The organism is Caulobacter sp. FWC26 (genome assembly GCF_002742645.2).
GTDB lineage: Bacteria > Pseudomonadota > Alphaproteobacteria > Caulobacterales > Caulobacteraceae > Caulobacter.
In genome coordinates this window covers 3,498,653-3,517,192 of the sequence record NZ_CP033875.1, presented here as the reverse complement: position 1 = coordinate 3,517,192, position 18,540 = coordinate 3,498,653, and the positions used below count along the sequence as shown (strand labels likewise).

Genomic DNA, 18,540 nt, shown 5'->3' with positions numbered 1-18,540 from the left:
CCGCGCGGCGTTCAGGCTGCGGCGGGCAGGGGTGTCAGGTCTTGCGCCGGGGCGGGGCGTCGGTCCGGACCGGACCGGTGGATTCGCGCACCACCAGGCTGTGCTGCGCGAGGAAGGGGGTGTTGGTCTTTCCCGCGCCCTCGTTGGCGTTCCACGCCGCGAAGGTCTGCATCGCGCGCAGGGCCATCTGGTCGAAGGGTTGGCGAATGGTGGTCAGGCTGGGCCAGATCACGCCGGCGATCGGCGCGTCGTCGAAGCCGACCACCGACAGGTCGTCGGGGATCCGCAGGCCGCGCCGCTGGGCCTCCATGCAGGTGGCGGCGGCCATGTCGTCATTGGCCGCGAAGATCGCCGTCGGCGGGTTGTCGATGTCCAGCAGCGCCTTGGCCGCCTCGAGCCCGGTCTTGAAGGTGAACTCGCCCTGCACGATCAGCTCCGCCGGCGGGCGGGGCAGGCCACGCGCGGCGTAGGCCTCCAGGAAGCCGTTGCGGCGATGGGTGCTGGCGGCGTGGTCGGGGTGGCCGGCGATGTGGCCGATACGGACATGGCCGAGCGAGAACAGATGCTCGACCACCTCGCGCGCGGCGGCGCGATCGTCCATGCCGATGGCGGGGAACTGCGGGTCCGGCGTGGTGGGCGTGATCAGCACGCAGCGCACGTCCAGCTCGCGCATCAGCTCCTTCATCGGGCCGAAATCGCATTCCGGCGGCAGCAGGATCATTTCGCGGATGCCGCCGTCCTGCACGAAGGCGCGGACCCGGTCCTGCCATCCGGGGATCGGCCCTTCGGACAGGTCCACCGACAGGTGGCGGCCGGTCTCGACGCAGGCCACCAGCAAGGCGTGATGCACGCGGGTATGATAGCCGCCCGACGGGTCGCCCATCAGCACGCCGACCGATCCTGAGCCCTGCGAGCGGAGGCTGCGGGCGACGGCGCTGGGCTGGTAGCCGAGATCCTGCATGGCCACGCGGACGCGATCGCGCGTCTTGGCGCTGACGCTCTCATGATCGTTGAGGACGCGGGAGACGGTCTTGGGCGAAACGCCCGCCCGCTCGGCCACGTCAGTGATCGTCGTCATTGGTTTCCATGCCCGCTCGCCGCCCGTTTCTCTGCGCACCCCACCAGCGAAAGGCGGCGCTCGCAAGACGACGATAGACTGAAGTCATAGTTGATGTTGTCTGGCCTGTCATGAGCTCGGGACAAAAATGGGTCAAAATGGACGGTCAGTAGGACAATTTTCAGGACATCTAACGCTGTCCATAAGATCGTTTCCGAGCGCTTCGAGGGGGATGGGGCGTCGCGTCCGCGCCCTGCGTTCCGGCCCGCTGGGGAGGCGCGTCGCGCCTACAAGCCGGCAGAAAAAAGGACAATAAAAACAGTGATTGTCCTCTAAGCTCCGCTATTAGTGGTAGCGTTATCATCGTTGACGGCTAAGGCCTATCGGCCCGCCGCGCCTGCTGGAAACCCTTGTGGGCCGGGAATGACAACGTTGACATTCTTGTTGACTTGCCCGGGACATTTACGGATTGTGACGCCGTTCGAGGAGGGCGCGGGGCCGGAATCGGACGACCGGGCGCCGGGGCCGCCGAAGGATTTTGGACAGTCGCAAGACAAGCGCCTGGACAAGCCAGCCAAGCCTCGCCGGGTCTCGTCAGCCGCCAACAGAGCGGCGGCCCGAGGCGCGGTCGAGCGGCCAATAAGAACGATCTACTCTGGGGAGCGAGCAATTGTCACAGGAAGCAAGGAAATCCGTGCTCAAGCGCGGACTGACGCTGGCGCTGGTCGCCGGCGCGTCGCAACTGGCCCTGACCAGCGGGGCCTTCGCCCAGCAGGCGGCCGGCGACACGCAAGTCGAGGAAATCGTCGTCACCGGCGTCCGCGGCTCGCAACTGAAATCGGTTGATCTGAAGCGCAAGGAAGCCGCGATCGTCGACGCGATCTCGGCCGAAGACATCGGCAAGCTGCCCGACGTCACCATCGCCGACTCGCTGCAGCGCATCTCGGGCGTGCAGATCCAGCGCAACGCCGGTGAAGGCGCCACCGTCAACATCCGTGGCCTGGCCCAGGTCATCACCCTGCTGAACGGCGAACAGTATCTCAGCGCCGGCAACATGGGCTCGGCCCAGCCGAACCTGCTGGACGTGCCCTCGCAGCTGATGAACCAGGTGCTGGTCTACAAGTCGACCAACCCGCGCAACGCCCTGTCGGGCATCTCGGGCACGCTCGATCTGAAGACCCGTCGTCCGTTCGACTTCAAGAACGGCTTTACGGTCACCGGCGCGGCCGAAGCCCAGCGCGGCGAGCGGACCAAGAAGGACGACTACCTGCTGAACGGCGTGCTGAACTGGCGCAACGATCGCGTCGGCCTGATGCTGTCGGCCGCCGGCAGCAAGTCGAACCTCGGCAACAACTCCTCGGGCGTCGTTGGCTTGTCGGGCAACAACGACTGGGGCGGTTCGGCCTCGACCAACTTCGTTTCGCCGCACGGCTTCGAGAGCTTCAACCGCGTGGTCGAGCGTAAGCGCCTGGGCGTCAACGCCTCGTTCCAGGCCGACCTGGGCGAAGGTTTCACCCTGATCGCCGAAGGCTTCTACGCCAAGCTCGACGAGTACAATCGCGGCGCCGGCATCAACATCTCCAACCGCTGGGACGGCGGCGCGTTCGGCGTCTGGACCAAGCCCACCGTGTTCCAGAACACCGGCGTCAACAGCCCGGCCAACGGTCGCCCCTGGGCCGCCGTCGACGAGTACGACATCGACGCTTGGTGGGTGAACTCGTTCACCGTCAACCGCACCACCAAGTCGGAATCGAAGAACTACAACCTCGAACTGAAGTACGACAACGGCGGTCCGTTCACCTCGGAAGTCCGCGCCATCCGCGCCAGCGGCGACCGTCTCAGCATGAACGGCCAGGCGCAGGGCGACCTGTCGAACTGGCAGTACGGCGCGGGCCGCTTCAACCTGTTCCGCGACGCCAACGACCGCACGCGCGGCACCTTCTATCCGAAGGGCATCTGCGACCAGTACCCGGCGGCGCAGCGCAGCAACGCCGTCGTCGGCAGCGCCGGCGGCTGCTATCTGAACCCGAACCCGCTGGGCTACGGCCAGAACCCGCAGCTGCACTACAACATCAGCGGCGATCACCCGGTGTGGAGCGGCTTCGACCGTGCGATCACCGGCGGCCTGGGCGCGGGCAAGTCGCTCAAGGACTACATGGCCAACAAGGACAGCTACGCGATCGGCGCGTTCTCGTCCGAGGGCAATAACGAAGTCAGCTCGGACATGAACGTGTTCCGCGCCGAGGGTCACTATCGCTTCGACGACAAGTTCCTGGGCTTCATCACCAAGATCGACGCCGGCGTTCGCCAGAGCGACCGTTCGGTCAGCGTCGAGCAATTCCACCTGTTCTCGGGCTTCTACGGCGGCGTTCCCGGCGCGGTGCAGGCCAATGGTTCGCCCGTTCCGGCCGGCGGCTGCGAGGCCCAGTGGAAGGCCATCGACGTCGTCATGAGTCAGAACCAGTGCCAGGCCGGCGAGTTCGTGCCCGATCCGATCACCGGCAAGCCGGTGTTCCAGGGCTACACGGTCAACCGTCCGACCAAGCTCTCGACCTACAACAACACCATCTGGGTCGACGACCTGGGCGGCGTCACCTCGGGCATCCCGGGCTTCTGGGCCATCGATCCGCACGATTTCGACGACGCGGAAGCCTTCCACAAGAAGGTGTTCGGCGGCGCCATCCGCGTGACCGTTCCGGGCCAGACCTATGACGTCACCATGAAGGAGCAGAGCGCCTACGGCGCGGCCAACTTCGAGATCGGCAACCTGCACGGCGACTTCGGTCTGCGCGTGATCCAGACCGAACTGAACGTGAAGCAGAACCTCACGGGCGACACCCGCAACTACGGCGACACCAACGCCGATGCGGGCGACTCGGTCAGCAAGCGCAAGTACACCGACTGGCTGCCGTCGCTGAACGCAGTCTATGACCTGAACGACAACTGGAAGTTCCGCTTCGCCTACGCCAAGACCATGCAACCGCTGGATCTGGGCAACTATGGCGGCGGCCTGTCGATCTTCACCGCCGACTGCGGCGCGGCCCTGCCGAACGTCCGCTGCGTCACCGGCGCCAGCGCCTCGGGCAACCCGAACCTGGATCCGTGGCGGGCCTCGAACTTCGACGGCGCCATCGAGTACTACTTCGGTCGCGCCTCGATGCTGAACATCTCGGCCTTCAAGCTGAAGATCGACAGCTTCGTGACCGGCGGCACCACCACGGGCCGCTTCCCCGACCAGGACGGCGTCATCCGCCGCACCGTCAATGTCAGCCTGCCCGTCCAGGGCGACGGCGGTTCGGTGAAGGGTCTGGAAGTCGGCGCCAAGGTCGCCTTCAGCGACGTCCTGCCCGACATGGGCGTGATCTCGAACTTCGGTGTGGACACCAACTACACCTACTCGCCCAGCCACGAGAGCCGTCTGGACCTGGCCGGCGACGAGATCCCGTTCTTCGACAACTCCAAGCACCAGTTCAACCTGGTGGGCTGGTACCAGGACGACAAGCTGCAGGCCCGCGTGGCCTACAACTACCGGACCGACCGTCTGTCGGGCACGATGGGCGGCGGCGGCAACGCCGTCATCCCGATCATGCAGAAGGCCACCGGCTATGTGGACGTGAACGTCAGCTACAACGTTCGCGACAACGTCACGGTCTACTTCAACGGGTCGAACGTCACCGGCGAGATCGAGGACTACTACCTCCGCTTCGCCAAGGGTCAGACCCAGTACGCCAACCAGAACGAGTTCGAGCCCCGCTACACGCTGGGCGTCCGGGCGCGCTGGTAGGCTCGACCTTGAAGCATTCTTGAGCGTGGCGGCCACGCTCAAGTCCCCCTCTCACCTCCTGCGGCCGCCGTGGTTTCTCCACGGCGGCCATTTTTTAGGGAGACGGCGCCTGTCCGGTTCGGGCGGCAACCGTTAGCCTGAAGACAAGCCGGACACAGAGCCGGAACCGGGAGCGACCATGCAGGACCATCGGATCCGCAAGCTGGTGATTGTCGGCGGCGGCACAGCCGGCTGGATGGCGGCCGCGGCCCTGCGCCGGCACTTCCACGGCGGTCCGCTGGAGATCACGCTGGTCGAGTCCGAGGCGATCGGCACGGTCGGCGTCGGCGAGGCGACGATCCCCACCATTCGCGGCTTCTACCAGCAGCTGGGCCTGTCCGACATCGAGGTGATGCGGGCCACGCAAGCGACCTGCAAGCTGGGCATCCGCTTCAACGGCTGGCTGCGCGAGGGCGCCTCCTTCATCCACCCCTTCGGCCACTTCGGCCAGGATCTGCGGGGCGTTCCGTTCCATCACTACTGGCGCAAGCTGGCGCAGGCGGGTGAGCCCACCGACATCGCCGACTATTCGCTGGGCGCGTCGCTGGCCGCCGCCGGCAAGTTCATGGCCCCGCCGCGCAACCCGACCTCGACCCTGTCGATCTTCGACTGGGCCCTGCACTTCGACGCCGGCCTCTTCGCCCAGCTGATGCGCCGGGTGGCCGAGGACAACGGCGTGCGCCGGATCGAGGGCAAGATCACCAAGGTCAACCTCCGCCCTGACGACGGCTTCGTCGCTTCGCTGGACCTGGAGAACGGCGAGACCGTCGAGGGCGACCTCTTCATCGACTGCTCAGGCTTCCGGGGCCTGTTGATCGAGGAAGCCCTGCAGACCGGCTACGAGTCGTGGAGCGACCTTTTGTTCTGCGACCGCGCCTGGGCCGTGCAGAGCGAAGGTCTCGACAACCCGCCGCCCTATACCGACGTCACCGCCCACAGCGCCGGCTGGCGCTGGCGCATCCCGCTGCAGCACCGCTATGGCAACGGCTATGTCTTCTCCTCGCGCCACATCCGCGACGAAGACGCCCTGGCCGAGTTGAAGGCCGCCGTGCCCGATCCGCTGCTGCACGAACCGCGCCTGATCCGCTTCAACCCCGGCCGGCGCAAGCAGGTCTGGAACAAGAACGTCATCGCGCTGGGCCTGGCGTCGGGCTTCCTCGAGCCGCTGGAAAGCACCTCGATCGCCCTGATCGAGACGGGCATCGAGAAGATCAAGGCGCTGTTCCCCGACCGCGACTGCGCGCCCGAGCTGGCGGACGAGTTCAACGACTGGTCCCGCCGCGAGATGGAGCGCGTGCGCGACTTCATCATCCTGCACTACTGGGCCAACAAGAGAGGCGACGCCGCCTTCTGGCGCGACTGCAACGCCGTGACCCTGCCCGACACGCTCCAGCGCAAGATCGACCTCTTCCTGGGGCGCGGCCACTTCGTGCGCTACCGCTGGGAGATGTTCGCCCCGCCCAGCTGGATGGCGATCTATGCGGGCTTTGAGATGCTGCCGCAGGCGGTCGATCCCAGCCTGGACGGCGTCGACCCCAAGGCGCTGAGCGCCCCCTTGTCGGAAATGCGCAAGGCCGTGCGCGAGGTCGTCGCCTCGGCGCCGCCGCACCAGGCCTTCCTGGATCAGTATTGTCGGCCCGCGCCGGTCTCGGCGCCCAGCGCGGCGGAGTAGGACAAGACCATGACCACCACCCACCCCAACGCGCTTCGCAAGATCGTCATCGTCGGCGGCGGCTCGGCCGGCTGGATCTCGGCGGCGATGCTCAGCCACTACTTCCAGAACGGCGGCTGCGCGGTCGAGCTGGTCGAGTCCGAGGAGATCGGCACCATCGGGGTGGGGGAGTCGACCATCCCGCCGTTCCTGCAACTGCTGGCCAGCCTGGGCGTCGACGAGCGCGAGTTCATCCAGGCCACCCAGGCCAGCTTCAAGCTGGGCATCCGCTTCGAGGACTGGAAGCAGAAGGGGGAGCGCTACTACCACCCGTTCGGCGCCATCGGCGGCCCGATCGGCCCGCACGAGTTCTACCAGTGCTGGCTGCGCGCCAAGGCCAACGGCCACCCGTCCAACCTGCAGGACTTCGCGCCCGGCACGGTGATGGCCGACCAGTGGAAGTTCATCCCGCCCATCAAGGCCCAGCGCACCCTGATCGCCGGGGCCAGCTACGCCCTGCATGTCGACGCGCGCCTGGTGGCCAAGTTCCTGCGCGACTACGCCGAGGCGCGGGGCGTCAAGCGCACCGAGGGCATCGTCACCGACGTCGTCACCCACCCCGACGGCTCGGTCGCCAAGGTGGTCATGAAGGACGGCCGCGAGGTCGAGGGCGATCTCTTCATCGACTGCACCGGCTTCCGGTCGCTGCTGATCGGCAAGACCCTGGATGTGCCGTTCAACGACTGGTCGGACATGCTGCTGTGCGACCGCGCCGTCGTCGTCCAGACCGAAAATGTCGGCGCGCCGCACCCCTACACCGTGTCCAAGGCCGAGGACGCCGGCTGGCGCTGGCGCATCCCGCTGCAGCACCGGGCCGGCAACGGCTATGTGTTCAGCTCCCGCCACCTCAGCGACGACGAGGCCCGCGCCACCCTCGTGAAGAACGTCGAAGGCCAGATGCTGATGAACCCCATGTTCATCGCCTTCAAGACCGGCATGCGCCAGCGCCTGTGGCACAAGAACGTCGTCGCCGTGGGCCTGGCCGGAGGCTTCATCGAGCCGCTGGAGTCCACAGCCTTGCACCTCATTTATCGCGGCATGGACTTCCTGCTGCGGTTCTTCCCCGACCGCGATTTCGACCCGGCCCTGGCGGCCGAGTACAACCGCCGCATGACCGCCGACTACGAGGAGATCCGCGACTTTATCGTGCTGCACTACTGCACGACGGAGCGCGCCGACACCCCGTTCTGGCGCGACGTCCGTAATGCTCCGATCCCGGACAGTCTGAGAGACCGCATCGCCCTGTTCCAGGCCCAAGGCGTGCTGCGCGAGGGCGTCGACGACATGTTCCGCAACCCGTCGTGGCAGTCGGTGATGGAGGGCATGGGCGTGCGCCCGCGCCGCTATCAGCAACTGGTCGACACCGTGCCCTACGAGGTCATCACCCAGACCCTGGACCAGTCCGCCCCGATCCTGGCCGCGCAGGTGGCGGGCCTGCCCAGCCATGGCGAGTTCCTGGAAAAGCACTGCCCGGCGCCGAAGCCGGAGGCGGTGGTCGCGCCGTTTGGGGCCGTGGCGTAGGCGGAGGCGTTGCGGTCGCGATAGAAGCCAGACGTTCAATCGTCTGCGCGATGGCGCATGGCGGAGACTCTAGCCATCGCTCGAACTGAGGGGCGACCCCATCTCCGGGTTACGCAGTTTCCGCGTGGCTTCCGTCCGGTTCTTGGCGCCTGCGGCGCTGAGGATGGCGCGAACATCGAGCTTGACGCTGGCCAGCGACATCCCGAGCTTTCGGGAGATTTCTTTATTGGTCAGCCCTTGGCCCAGCGCATGCAGAACTTCGATCTGGCGGGGGGTGAGCGGGGACTGCGCCGCCGCCCCTTTGGACCCCAGGTCATGATCGACATCCCCAAAGCACGGGAAGTATTCGCCGCCTTCCAGGACAACTTTCAAGGCCGCCAAGACTAACCCCGGCGACGAGGTCTTGGGGATCAGTCCCGCAAATCCAGCGCGATAGGCCAGCCGCGCATGGGTCGTATTCTTCTCCGGGACGATCAAAATGCGATGCTTGGCTTTCAAAGCGGTCGTGGCGGCGATCCACGTGGCCGGGTCTGCTGAAGCTGGTAGGTCGAGCAACAGCAGATCGGGCTCCGCAGAGGACATCTGAGAAAGGCTTGCGATGTCCGGGGCGGTCTCCACCAGGTTCGCCTTCAGTCCATCGGTGATCTGTGCCTCCAGCGCTTGGAGACACAAGAGCTGGTTGCTTACAATCTTAACGTGCATAAAGCTGAGCGCCTCTCTTTCCGCCCACTTAGTGATTTTCGCCATCTCTAACAATGTTCATTTCGCATTCTACTATAAATTAACCAACATCTTTACCTAACGTAAGCTCAATAATATTGCCATCCAGATGGCTAGCCAAATGGATAAGTCAATTATGCGTTAGATTTTACCGGAAAATTCACCATAAAGTATCGATCTAAACTAATTTTACGTTGGTCGAGAACTAGTTGGTCGCTGGATCGCGACTGTAAGCGATCGATTGGGGAGTTTGATGTCCGGATCAAACATGATCGCAGAGCGGCTGAGCTTCGTGGGGCTGGATCAAGAAACCCAGCAAAGTCTTTTCAGGCTCAAGCCCGTTGTCTTGGCGCATCTACCTGCCGCAATGGATCGCTTTTACCGGCAGGTGCGCGCCTTTGAGCACCCTAGATCCTTCTTCGCCGATGAAGGTCGCATCGAAGCGGCCAGGAGCCTGCAGATCGCGCATTGGGACAAGATCACCAACGCCGAATTTGACGCCAGCTATGTCGACGCCGTTTCGAAGGTCGGAGAGACGCACGCTCGGATAGGGCTGGAGCCACGATGGTACGTTGGCGGCTACGCGGTGCTGCTGGACGCCCTGATCACGCGCATCATCGAGGAGCGGTGGCCGCAGGCGGCGTTCGGCGCTCGACGAGAGGCGGATGGCCGGCGGCTCGCTGCGGAGATCGGCGCCTTGGTCAAGGCGACGCTGCTCGACATTGATTATGGAATATCGGCTTATCTACAAGCTGCGGAAGAGAACCGAAAGCGCGCCGAGGCGCGGGTCTTGGAGGCGGAGCGGGCGCAAGTCGTCGCCCGGGTCGGGGAAGGGATGGCGGCGCTCGCTGCGGGCGACCTGTCCTTTCAGATGTCAAGCGACGTGCCGCCCGAGTACAGCCGGTTGCAGGCGGACTTTAACAGCGCCGTCGAACGCCTTTGCCAAGTGATCAGTGTACTGACACAAAGCGTCAGCGGCATAGCCGAAACCAGCGACAACATCGCCAGAGACACTGGCGATCTGGCTCGCCGCACCGAACAGCAGTCCGCGAGCCTGGAAGAGACCGCTGCGGCCTTGGACCAGATCACCTCGGCCGCCCAGGCGACGGCGACAGGCGCCAAGACCGTCAGCGAGGTGGTTGCTGTGGCAAAGGCCGAAGCGCTGCGGTCCGGAGATGTCGTGGCGCGCGCCGTAACGGCGGTGGGCGCGATTGAGGCTTCCTCCAAGGAAGTGGCGCAGATTATTGGGGTCATTGACGAGATCGCCTTCCAGACCAATCTCCTGGCGCTGAACGCCGGGGTCGAGGCCGCTCGCGCCGGCGATGCGGGGCGGGGCTTTGCGGTCGTCGCTCAGGAAGTTCGAGCCTTGGCCCAACGCTCGGCGACTGCGGCCAAGGAAATCAAGTCCCTGATCTCGACCTCATCCGAACAGGTCGAGGAGGGTGTTGGTCTCGTGGGGGAGACGGGGACCATCCTTCGATCGATCGCAGAGCGCATCGGCGAGATCGACACGCTTGTCTCGGGGATTTCAGCGTCGGCGTACGAGCAGTCAATCAGCCTAGGTCAGGTCAACCAGGCCATCAATCACATGGACCAGGGGGTCCAGCAGAATGCTGTAATGGTCGAGCAGTCTTCAGTCGCCACGCAGAGCCTGCAGCGCGAAGTCACAGCCCTTGCCGAACTGACCACCCATTTCAAGCTGAGCGCCGCCACGAACGGTGTCGGTCATGACGGCGGCAACGTCGCGCCAGGCGCCGGCCCACGTCGCGTAGCGGGGGGCGTCCGGCGGACGATCTAGGCCGCCAGTGCGGTCATCCTGTCGAACCACGCGGCCGGGGGGGCGCGTGCATCGGTGATTTTTGCGCGGGGCGGAGCGCTGTTCTTGAAAGAGCTTTGAGTATCGATGTCGCATGGCATTTTAGATTCTCTCCCCGCCGAAGTGCTGCGCGGCGTCTTTGCGATCTCTTCCGAAGCCATCGTCGTCACCGACAGTCACCGTCGTATCTTGATGTTCAGCGTCGGGGCCGAGGCGATCTTTGGCTATCCTAGCGACGAGGTGATCGGCCAAACCGTTGAGCGCCTGATGCCTGAACGGTTTCGCACCGCACACCCACGTCATGTGGCGCAGTTCGCCGCAGAACCGCGCCAGAGCATGCCCATGCGCGAGCGAGGTCAGGTCGTCGGGCGGCGGAAGAGCGGCGAGGAGTTTCTGGTCGAGGCCTCGCTTTCGAAGGTTTTGACCCCTGACGGGTTGCTCTTCACGACGATCATTCGCGACGTGACCTCGCGGCGCCAGAGGTTGGACCGTATTGTCCGTTCGGAAGAGCGCCTCAACATCGCCATTCAAAGCGCAGATCTGCACGTCTTCGAGGTCGATTTCGTCAACGAGACAATCTTCAAGGCTGGGTCGGAGGATGTGTTCTTCGAGCGACCGCTGACGTACGACGATGTCGCGCGCAATATTTGGTGCGGCGTACGACCAGACTATCGTCCCCTCGCCAAGGCGGCTTGGCGGCGCCACCGACGCACCGGTGAGACTTTCCGGTTCGAAGGTCCTGTGGCGCGCAGAGACGGGCGCGAGGTGTGGGCCGCGTTCACCGCGGAACTGATCGCTGATCCAGATGGACGCCCCCTGCGCCTGATAGGCGCTATTCAGGACGTCACAGCACGCCGGGCGGCCACGACGGCCATGGCCGAGGCGGTTGCCGCCGCCGAAGCCGCGAACGAAGCCAAGAGCACGTTTTTGGCGACGATGAGCCACGAAATCCGAACCCCGCTGAATGGTGTTCTCGGCATGGCTCAGGCTATGGCGCGGGAGCCTTTGTCTGCGCAGCAACAGGAGCGGCTTGACGTCATCCGCCAGTCTGGCGAGGCGTTGCTTGCGATCCTCAATGACGTACTCGACCTCTCTAAGATTGAAGCGGGTCGATTGGATCTTGAGGAGATTGCCTTCGATCTGGGCGATTTGGTCCGAGGAGCCCAGGCGACGTTCACGACATTGGCGAATAAAAAAGGGCTTTCTTTTTCTCTGAATATAGATCCCGCAATAGGTGTTTTTGTCGGCGATCCGACGCGCGTACGACAAATACTCTATAACCTTCTTTCAAATGCACTGAAGTTCACCGACACAGGTGAGGTTCGCGTTGAGGCCGCCTATGACGGGGCCTACCTGGAACTCCAGGTGATCGACTCCGGAATCGGCATGTCCAAGGAGACCATGGCGCATCTCTTCGCGCCCTTTAGCCAAGCCGATTCCTCAATGACTCGCCGTTTCGGGGGCACCGGTCTTGGGCTGGCGATCAGTCGCCAACTGGCTGCGAGAATGGGGGGCGAAATCTCAGCCAAGAGCGAGCCGGGCTTCGGGTCGACATTCACCGTGCGCTTGCCGCTCACGCGGGTCTCCGACAGTGCGGCTGTACGCGGCGAGGACAGCCCGCAGCCGGCGGGGGCCAGCGCTGTTGTGTCAAGGCCAATCCGGATCCTCGTCGCTGAAGACAATCCCACCAACCAGCTCGTTCTCAAGACTCTGCTTCATCAGGTGGGCCTTGATCCGGTCGTCGTTGATAACGGCCAAAAGGCCGTGGAGGCCTGGCGCGCGGAGGCCTTCGATCTGATCCTGATGGATATCCAGATGCCGGAGCTTTCTGGCCCCGCTGCGACGCGGGTGATCCGGAGTGAAGAATCCGCGCGTTCACGCCCGGCCGTCCCGATCATCGCTCTGACGGCCAACGCCATGGCCCATCAGGTCGCGGCCTATCTCGACGGGGGCATGAACGCGGTGGTGACCAAGCCGATCAATGTCGCTGATCTCTTTCGCACGATCGATCAGGTGCTCGTCGACGAGAGCGAATGACGCCTCGAAAACTGGCCTAGGGGCGCGGCCCGCCGCCATCTTCGGCGGGCCGCGCCCCTGCCGCACCCCACGTCACTTGCATAACAAGACCATGGTGCTAGGCTTCTCGGAAAGGTCGCCAGCGAACCGGGACAAAGATCCTGGTCGCTCGCCAGATTCGAGAGGGAGGAGACGGCGCTTATGGACATCAAGGACAGCATCGTCCTGGTCACAGGCGGCAATCGCGGCATCGGCGAGGCCTTTGTACGCGCGTTTCTGACCGCGGGCGCGGCCAAGGTCTATGTCGCCGCGCGTGATCCGGCCAGCGCCGCCCACCTTGTCGCGGAAGCCCCGGACCGGGTGACGGCGCTGCGGCTGGACGTGAGCGACGCCGCAACGATCTCGGCGGCGGCGGCGCAGTGCTCGGATGTCACCATCCTCGTCAACAACGCCGGCGCCTTCACCATGCAGACCCTGATGGGGGCGCCTAACATGGACGCCGCGCGCCAGGAGATGGAGGTCAACTATTTCGGCCCGCTCGCCATGAGCCGGGCCTTCGCCCCGATCCTGGCCAAGGCCCCGAAGAGCGCCATCGTCAATGTGTTGTCGGCGGGCGGCCTCGTGGCGGTGCCCAGCATGGGCGGCTACAGTCCGTCAAAGTTCGCGGCGCGAGCCATGACCACCTGCCTGCGCGCCGAACTGGCGCCGCAGAACACCCATGTGCTGGCCCTGATCGTTGGCTCGGTCGACACCCGGATGGCCAGCCATGTCGAAGGGTTCAAGGAGGCGCCGGCCACGATCGCCCAGGCGGGTCTGAAAGCGCTGAAGCGCGAGGCCGACGAGATCGACACCGACTTCATGGCCATCGACGTGCGCGCTCATTTGGCGCGCGACCCCAAGGGCCTGGAAATGGCCATGCGGCGCGCGCTGACCAGCGACCGCGTCAGCACCGGCCGATAGGAGGCGAGCGTGTCACAGATCGACTATGTGGATCTCGCCCGTCGCTTTGTCGCCGCCATCCAGGCGGGCGACGCCGACGCCGTCCGGGCCTTCTACGCCCCAGACGCCAAGATCTGGCACAACATCGATAACGTCGAACAGACTGTCGACCAGAACCTGAAGTCGTTGGCCTGGTTCGTCAGAACCCTGCCAGATCGGACCTATCGCGTGCTGCGTATCGCGCCCCTGCCGGACGGCTTCCTGCAGCAGCATGTGCTGGAGGCGACCCTGCCGAACGGAGAGCGCTGGGCGATGGACGCGTGCGTCGTCGTCCGCGTCGAAAACGACAAGATCGCGCGCCTCGACGAGTATCTCGACTCCGCCAAGACCGCCCAGTTGGTCGCAGCGACCCGCTAGCTCCCCATCACCACGCCCAGGCGCCCATGTCCCGACTCTTTCCTATTCTCTCGCGGGTGATCGCCGCATGGCAGGCGCAGGATATCGCCTCGGTCCTGGCGCATATGACCGACGATATCGTCTGGCACTACGCCGCGCCGGGCCTGCCGCCAGTGCGGGGCAAGGCGGCGGCTGAAAAGCTGCTCCGGAAGCTACAGGCGGACATGCACGACATCCAGTGGCGGATCTTCGCCCATGCTGAGGCCGGCGACCGGCTGTTCCTCGAGGGCGTCGACGAGTATCGCAACGCCGATGGCAAGCGCATGGCTCTGCCCTATGCGGGCGTGCTGGAGTTCCGTGGCGACCAGATCGCCGCGTGGCGCGACTATGTCGACCTGGGCGTGCTCGCCGATCAGAAGGCTGGAAAACCGTTTACGCCGCAGGTCGAGGCGCTGCTTGATCGGGCCGCCGTATCCGGCTGAGCGAACCGCTTAGCGCTCCTCCACCCACGTGATCGCCCCCGTGTACGGGTCCATCTGCGGCGCCAGGCCTGGACGCAGGTCGCTGTAGTCCGGTCCGCGGGGGGCGACGCTCCAGACGATGACCATGGCCATCAGCGCCAGGAAGGTCATGGTCAGGAAGCCGGCGATGTCGCGGTGCAGGCTGGGCTCGCGGCGGTTCAGCAGCGAGACGCGCAGGATCAACGGGTGGGTGGCCCAGCCGCAGGCCAGGGGCGAGACGCTGGCGCTCATCTGGGCCTTCATCAGGGCGCGGGCGTAGTCGGCGCGAATGTCCGAGCGCAGGGCCACGACGGTGGCGTCGCAGGCCAGCTCCTGATCGATGCGGATGAAGCGCTGGGCCAGGGCGATCATCGGGTTGCACCAGCCCAGCACGCCGGCGCCGGCGATGACCAGGTTGGCGATCGGATCGCCGCGCTGGATGTGGGTGCGCTCGTGCAGCACGATCAGTTCCCGCTCGCGGGCCTCGAAGCGCTGGGTGAAGTCGGCGGGCAGGACGATGCGCGGCCACAGGGCGCCCATGACGGCCGGTCCGGCCTGGCCCTGGGCGACCCGGCGGCGGAACAGATGCTCGCGCAGCACCAGGACGGCGGTGGCGATCGCGCAGCCGGCCAGCCACAGCATGACCAGCTTCGGCGCCCAGGGGCCCAGCGGCTGGGTTGGCGCGCCGAGGTCCATAGTCTCGGCCAGGCTGGGCATGAAGGCGGCGGCGGCGGCGGCCGGAACCACGCCCCACAGAGCGTAGGCGCGGCGCGGTCCGAACAGGCGGCGCGCGGACGGCCGCAGGATCAACACCAGCAGCACGGCGGCGGCGGCGGCGATCTGGGCCCGGATCAGGGCGAGGGCGAAGAGCTCGATCATGTCGGCGGCGGTCCTGACCGTTTCTCGTCGCTAATGGTTACAACTGTAATTTCTAACGTCAAGCGCGAGTCTTGGGCTCGGCTTGTCGGAAAACGCAACGCAGGCCACCGTGGCCGCATGACCAAGCTCGCCGACCGCCTCGCCCCCTGCGGCCCCATTCTGGACGCCAAGGCCGCCGAACGCGCGCATGAGGCGATCGCCAAGCGGGCCGGCGAGGCGATGGCGAGCGTCGACGCGGCCTGGGACAGCCTGGCGCCGATCTTCGCCGCCGCGCCCTATCTGGCGGGCCTGGCGCGACGCGACGGCAAGCGTCTGCCCATGATCCTGGGCGGTGATCCCGACCAGACCTTGGCCGAGATCTTGGCCGCCGCCGAGGCCGTGGCCGCCGAGCCCGACTTCGAGACCGCGCGCCGCGCCTTGCGCGAGCTGAAGGCCGACCTGCACCTGCTGACCGCGATCAGCGACCTGGGCGGCGTCTGGGATCTCGATCAGGTGACGGGCGCTCTGACCCGCTTCGCCGACGCGGTGCTGCACGCGGCCCTGGCACAGGCCGTGCGGCAGGAGGTCGATCGCGGCGCCCTCACGCACGTCGGCGACGGCGCGCCAGGGCCCGCGCCGGGCCTCTTCTGCGTGGCCATGGGCAAGCACGGCGCGTTCGAGCTGAACTATTCCAGCGACATCGACTTCTCGATCTTCTACGCGCCCGAGAAGCTGCCGGTGGCCGAAGGGCACGAGCCGCAGGCGGTGGCGGTGCGGATCGCAAACCATCTGGGCCGGATCCTGCAGGAGCGCACTGGCGACGGCTATGTCTTCCGCATCGACCTGCGCCTGCGCCCCGACCCGTCCTCGACCCCGCCGGCCATGCCGGTCGACGCGGCCATGGACTACTATGAGAGCGTCGGCCAGAACTGGGAGCGGGCGGCCCACATCAAGGCCCGGATCGCGGCCGGCGATGCGGCCGAGGGCGCGGCGTTCCTGGAGGGGCTGCAGCCGTTCATCTGGCGGCGTAACCTGGATTTCGCGGCCATCGCCGACATCCACTCGATCAAGCGCCAGATCCATACCTACAAGGTCGACGACCGCCTGACCGCCAAGGGCGCGGACCTGAAGCTGGGGCGCGGCGGCATCCGCGAGATCGAGTTCTTCGTCCAGACCCAGCAGCTGATCCTGGGCGGCCGCCAGCCGGACCTGCGCAGCCCGCGCACCCTGGACGCGCTGAAGGCGCTTTCCGAGGCCGGCCATGTCACGCCCGAGGACGCCGCCTGGCTGACGGAGGCCTACAGGGACCTGCGGGCGCTCGAGCACCGCGCCCAGATGATCGCCGACGACCAGACCCACAAGCTCCCGGAGTCCGACGCCGAGCGCAAGAAGGTCGCGGCTCTGTGGGGCGAGGGAAACCTCCGCGTCTTCGACGCCGCCGTGGGCAAGATCCTGAAGGGCGTGAACCTGCGCTATGGCCGCCTGTTCGCCGGCGAGGAGGCGCTGTCGTCGCGCTTCGGCAGCCTGGTGTTCACCGGCGTCGAGGATGATCCGGAGACGCTCGCCACGCTAAAGCGGATGGGCTTTTCCAGTCCCGAGCGGGTGGCCGCCGCCATCCGGGGCTGGCACCACGGCCACATCGCCGCCACCCGCACCGAGCGGGGCCGCGAACTCTTCACGCGCCTGGCCCCGCGCCTGTTGGACGCCGCCAACGCCACTGGCGCGCCGGACCAGGCGTTCAACCGCTTTTCCGACTTCTTCTCGCGCCTGTCGTCAGGGGTGCAGATCCAGTCGCTGTTCCTGGCCCAGCCGCGCCTGTTCGAGCTGATCGTCGAGGTCATGGCCTTCGCCCCGCGCCTGGCCTCGACCATGGCCAAGCGGCCGACGGCGCTGGACGCCCTGCTGGATCCCAGCTTCTTTGGCCCGATCGAGACGCCCACCGCCGCGCCCTGGGATCCGGAGGATTTCGAGGGCGCGATGGACGCCGCCCGACGGCTATTCCGCGACCAGAGCTTCCGGATCGGGGTTCGGGTGATGAGCGGCACCGCCGACGCCCGCGATATCGGCAGGGCCTTCGCCGAGCTGGCCGACCTGATCATCGGCGGCCTCGCGCCCGCCGCCTTGGCCGAGGTCGAGCGGATCGGCGGCGCGTTCCCGGGTCAGGTGGCCGTCGTGGCCCTGGGCAAGGCCGGCTCGCGCGAGATGACCGCCAAGTCGGACCTGGATTTGATGACCCTCTACGCCGCCGACGATCCCGCGGGGATGTCGGCGGTCAAGGAGTGGAGCGCCGATGTCTTCTACGCCCGCTTCACCCAGCGCCTGACCTCGGCCTTGTCGGCGCCGACGGGCGAGGGGACGTTGTACGAGGTCGACCTGAAGCTGCGCCCCTCGGGAACCAAGGGGCCGGTGGCGGTCAGCTTCGCGGCCTTCGAAGACTATTACGAGCGCGAGGCCGAGACCTGGGAGCTGCTGGCACTGACCCGCGCGCGGGTGGTCTGGGCCAGTACCGACGCATTCCGTGAGCGGGCGGAGGGCGCGATCGCGGCGGCGCTGCGCCGGGCGCGCGATCCGAAGAAGACCGCCGCTGACGTCGTCGAGATGCGCCAGCTGATGGAGCGCGAGCGGCCCGGCAAGGGCGACTGGGACCTGAAGCTCGATCCCGGCGGTCTCGTGGACATCGAGTTCGCCGCGCAGTTCCTGCAGCTGGCCCACGCCGCGGCGGGCGGCCCGCTGCGCCAGAACACCGGCGAGGCGCTGGCGGCCCTGCGCGAGGCCGGCCTGGCCGATGAGGGGGCGCTGTCTCGGCTGGAGGCGGCCTGGCGGCTGGAGCAGGACCTCTCGCAACTGATCAAGGTCGCTCTGGAGGACGGCGGCGACCCCGAGGCCGAGCCCAAGGCCTTCAAGACCCTGCTGGCCAAGGCCGGCGGCGTCGCGCAGTTCAAGTCGCTGAGGCCCAAACTCGCCAAGGCCAAGGCCGAGGCGCGGGCGGCCTATGAGGCGGTGGTGAGGGGGTAGCTCCAAACCGATCTCCCCGGCGAATGCCGGGGCCCAGATCGAACCCTCGTCTCTTTGGACGGACCACAGACGTTGGGCGCGAACACGCTCACCTCTCAGGATGAATCTGGGCCCCGGCATTCGCCGGGGAGGTCGGAAAATTATGGACCCCCCCCGACGGAATCCCCG

General features: G+C 66.2%; 12 protein-coding genes. 9 read left to right on the top strand and 3 right to left on the bottom strand.

The genetic code is table 11. The features are described 5' to 3' along the window. Window positions 1-34: 34 nt before the first annotated feature. Complete coding sequence (locus CSW63_RS18300) at window positions 35-1,078, bottom strand: LacI family DNA-binding transcriptional regulator (protein ID WP_062095845.1); 1,044 nt, start codon at window positions 1,076-1,078, stop codon at window positions 35-37. Between the two features lie 649 nt (window positions 1,079-1,727). On the opposite strand from CSW63_RS18300, the gene CSW63_RS18295 reads away from it, so the two are divergent. The 3 genes from CSW63_RS18295 to CSW63_RS18285 all read left to right on the top strand — a co-directional run bounded on the left by CSW63_RS18295 (window position 1,728) and on the right by CSW63_RS18285 (window position 8,112). Further along, complete coding sequence (locus CSW63_RS18295) at window positions 1,728-4,841, top strand: TonB-dependent receptor (protein WP_099503103.1); 3,114 nt, start codon at window positions 1,728-1,730, stop codon at window positions 4,839-4,841. A gap of 178 nt (window positions 4,842-5,019) precedes the next feature. Further along, complete coding sequence (locus tag CSW63_RS18290; protein WP_062093410.1) at window positions 5,020-6,552, top strand: tryptophan halogenase family protein; 1,533 nt, start codon at window positions 5,020-5,022, stop codon at window positions 6,550-6,552. A 9-nt stretch (window positions 6,553-6,561) separates the two neighbouring features. Then, entirely contained in the window at window positions 6,562-8,112 is a 1,551-nt protein-coding gene (locus tag CSW63_RS18285) for a tryptophan halogenase family protein (protein WP_062093411.1), read from the top strand. 69 nt (window positions 8,113-8,181) lie between these two features. Here the strand turns inward: CSW63_RS18285 and CSW63_RS18280 are convergent, their stop codons facing one another. Then, window positions 8,182-8,859, bottom strand: coding sequence for a response regulator transcription factor (locus CSW63_RS18280; RefSeq protein WP_099503105.1), 678 nt, complete (start codon window positions 8,857-8,859; stop codon window positions 8,182-8,184). A 226-nt stretch (window positions 8,860-9,085) separates the two neighbouring features. On the opposite strand from CSW63_RS18280, the gene CSW63_RS18275 reads away from it, so the two are divergent. The 5 genes from CSW63_RS18275 to CSW63_RS18255 all read left to right on the top strand — a co-directional run bounded on the left by CSW63_RS18275 (window position 9,086) and on the right by CSW63_RS18255 (window position 14,481). After that, on the top strand, window positions 9,086-10,630 hold the full coding sequence (locus CSW63_RS18275; protein ID WP_082749284.1) for a globin-coupled sensor protein: 1,545 nt from the start codon (window positions 9,086-9,088) through the stop codon (window positions 10,628-10,630). A gap of 105 nt (window positions 10,631-10,735) precedes the next feature. Then, the gene (locus CSW63_RS18270) at window positions 10,736-12,685 is read left to right on the top strand and encodes an ATP-binding protein (RefSeq protein ID WP_062093414.1); all 1,950 of its coding nucleotides are present in this window, start codon (window positions 10,736-10,738) and stop codon (window positions 12,683-12,685) included. A gap of 180 nt (window positions 12,686-12,865) precedes the next feature. Beyond that, entirely contained in the window at window positions 12,866-13,624 is a 759-nt protein-coding gene (locus CSW63_RS18265) for an SDR family oxidoreductase (protein WP_062093415.1), read from the top strand. 9 nt (window positions 13,625-13,633) lie between these two features. Then, complete coding sequence (locus CSW63_RS18260) at window positions 13,634-14,020, top strand: nuclear transport factor 2 family protein (RefSeq protein WP_062093416.1); 387 nt, start codon at window positions 13,634-13,636, stop codon at window positions 14,018-14,020. 26 nt (window positions 14,021-14,046) lie between these two features. Beyond that, the gene (locus CSW63_RS18255) at window positions 14,047-14,481 is read left to right on the top strand and encodes a nuclear transport factor 2 family protein (protein ID WP_082749285.1); all 435 of its coding nucleotides are present in this window, start codon (window positions 14,047-14,049) and stop codon (window positions 14,479-14,481) included. 9 nt (window positions 14,482-14,490) lie between these two features. Here CSW63_RS18255 and CSW63_RS18250 read toward each other — a convergent pair whose 3' ends face one another. After that, the gene (locus CSW63_RS18250; protein WP_062093417.1) at window positions 14,491-15,378 is read right to left on the bottom strand and encodes a M56 family metallopeptidase; all 888 of its coding nucleotides are present in this window, start codon (window positions 15,376-15,378) and stop codon (window positions 14,491-14,493) included. 117 nt (window positions 15,379-15,495) lie between these two features. Between CSW63_RS18250 and CSW63_RS18245 the strand changes: the two genes are divergently transcribed. Next, entirely contained in the window at window positions 15,496-18,372 is a 2,877-nt protein-coding gene (locus CSW63_RS18245; protein WP_168193689.1) for a bifunctional [glutamine synthetase] adenylyltransferase/[glutamine synthetase]-adenylyl-L-tyrosine phosphorylase, read from the top strand. Window positions 18,373-18,540: the final 168 nt, after the last annotated feature.

Coding starts and splice junctions, on each gene's coding strand:
- CSW63_RS18250 (WP_062093417.1), bottom strand. CDS start 15,378: ATGATCGAGCTCTTCGCCCTCGCCCTGATCCGGGCCCAGATCGCCGCC.
- CSW63_RS18270 (WP_062093414.1), top strand. CDS start 10,736: ATGTCGCATGGCATTTTAGATTCTCTCCCCGCCGAAGTGCTGCGCGGC.
- CSW63_RS18245 (WP_168193689.1), top strand. CDS start 15,496: ATGACCAAGCTCGCCGACCGCCTCGCCCCCTGCGGCCCCATTCTGGAC.
- CSW63_RS18255 (WP_082749285.1), top strand. CDS start 14,047: ATGTCCCGACTCTTTCCTATTCTCTCGCGGGTGATCGCCGCATGGCAG.
- CSW63_RS18290 (WP_062093410.1), top strand. CDS start 5,020: ATGCAGGACCATCGGATCCGCAAGCTGGTGATTGTCGGCGGCGGCACA.
- CSW63_RS18280 (WP_099503105.1), bottom strand. CDS start 8,859: ATGGCGAAAATCACTAAGTGGGCGGAAAGAGAGGCGCTCAGCTTTATG.
- CSW63_RS18265 (WP_062093415.1), top strand. CDS start 12,866: ATGGACATCAAGGACAGCATCGTCCTGGTCACAGGCGGCAATCGCGGC.
- CSW63_RS18275 (WP_082749284.1), top strand. CDS start 9,086: ATGTCCGGATCAAACATGATCGCAGAGCGGCTGAGCTTCGTGGGGCTG.
- CSW63_RS18285 (WP_062093411.1), top strand. CDS start 6,562: ATGACCACCACCCACCCCAACGCGCTTCGCAAGATCGTCATCGTCGGC.
- CSW63_RS18300 (WP_062095845.1), bottom strand. CDS start 1,078: ATGACGACGATCACTGACGTGGCCGAGCGGGCGGGCGTTTCGCCCAAG.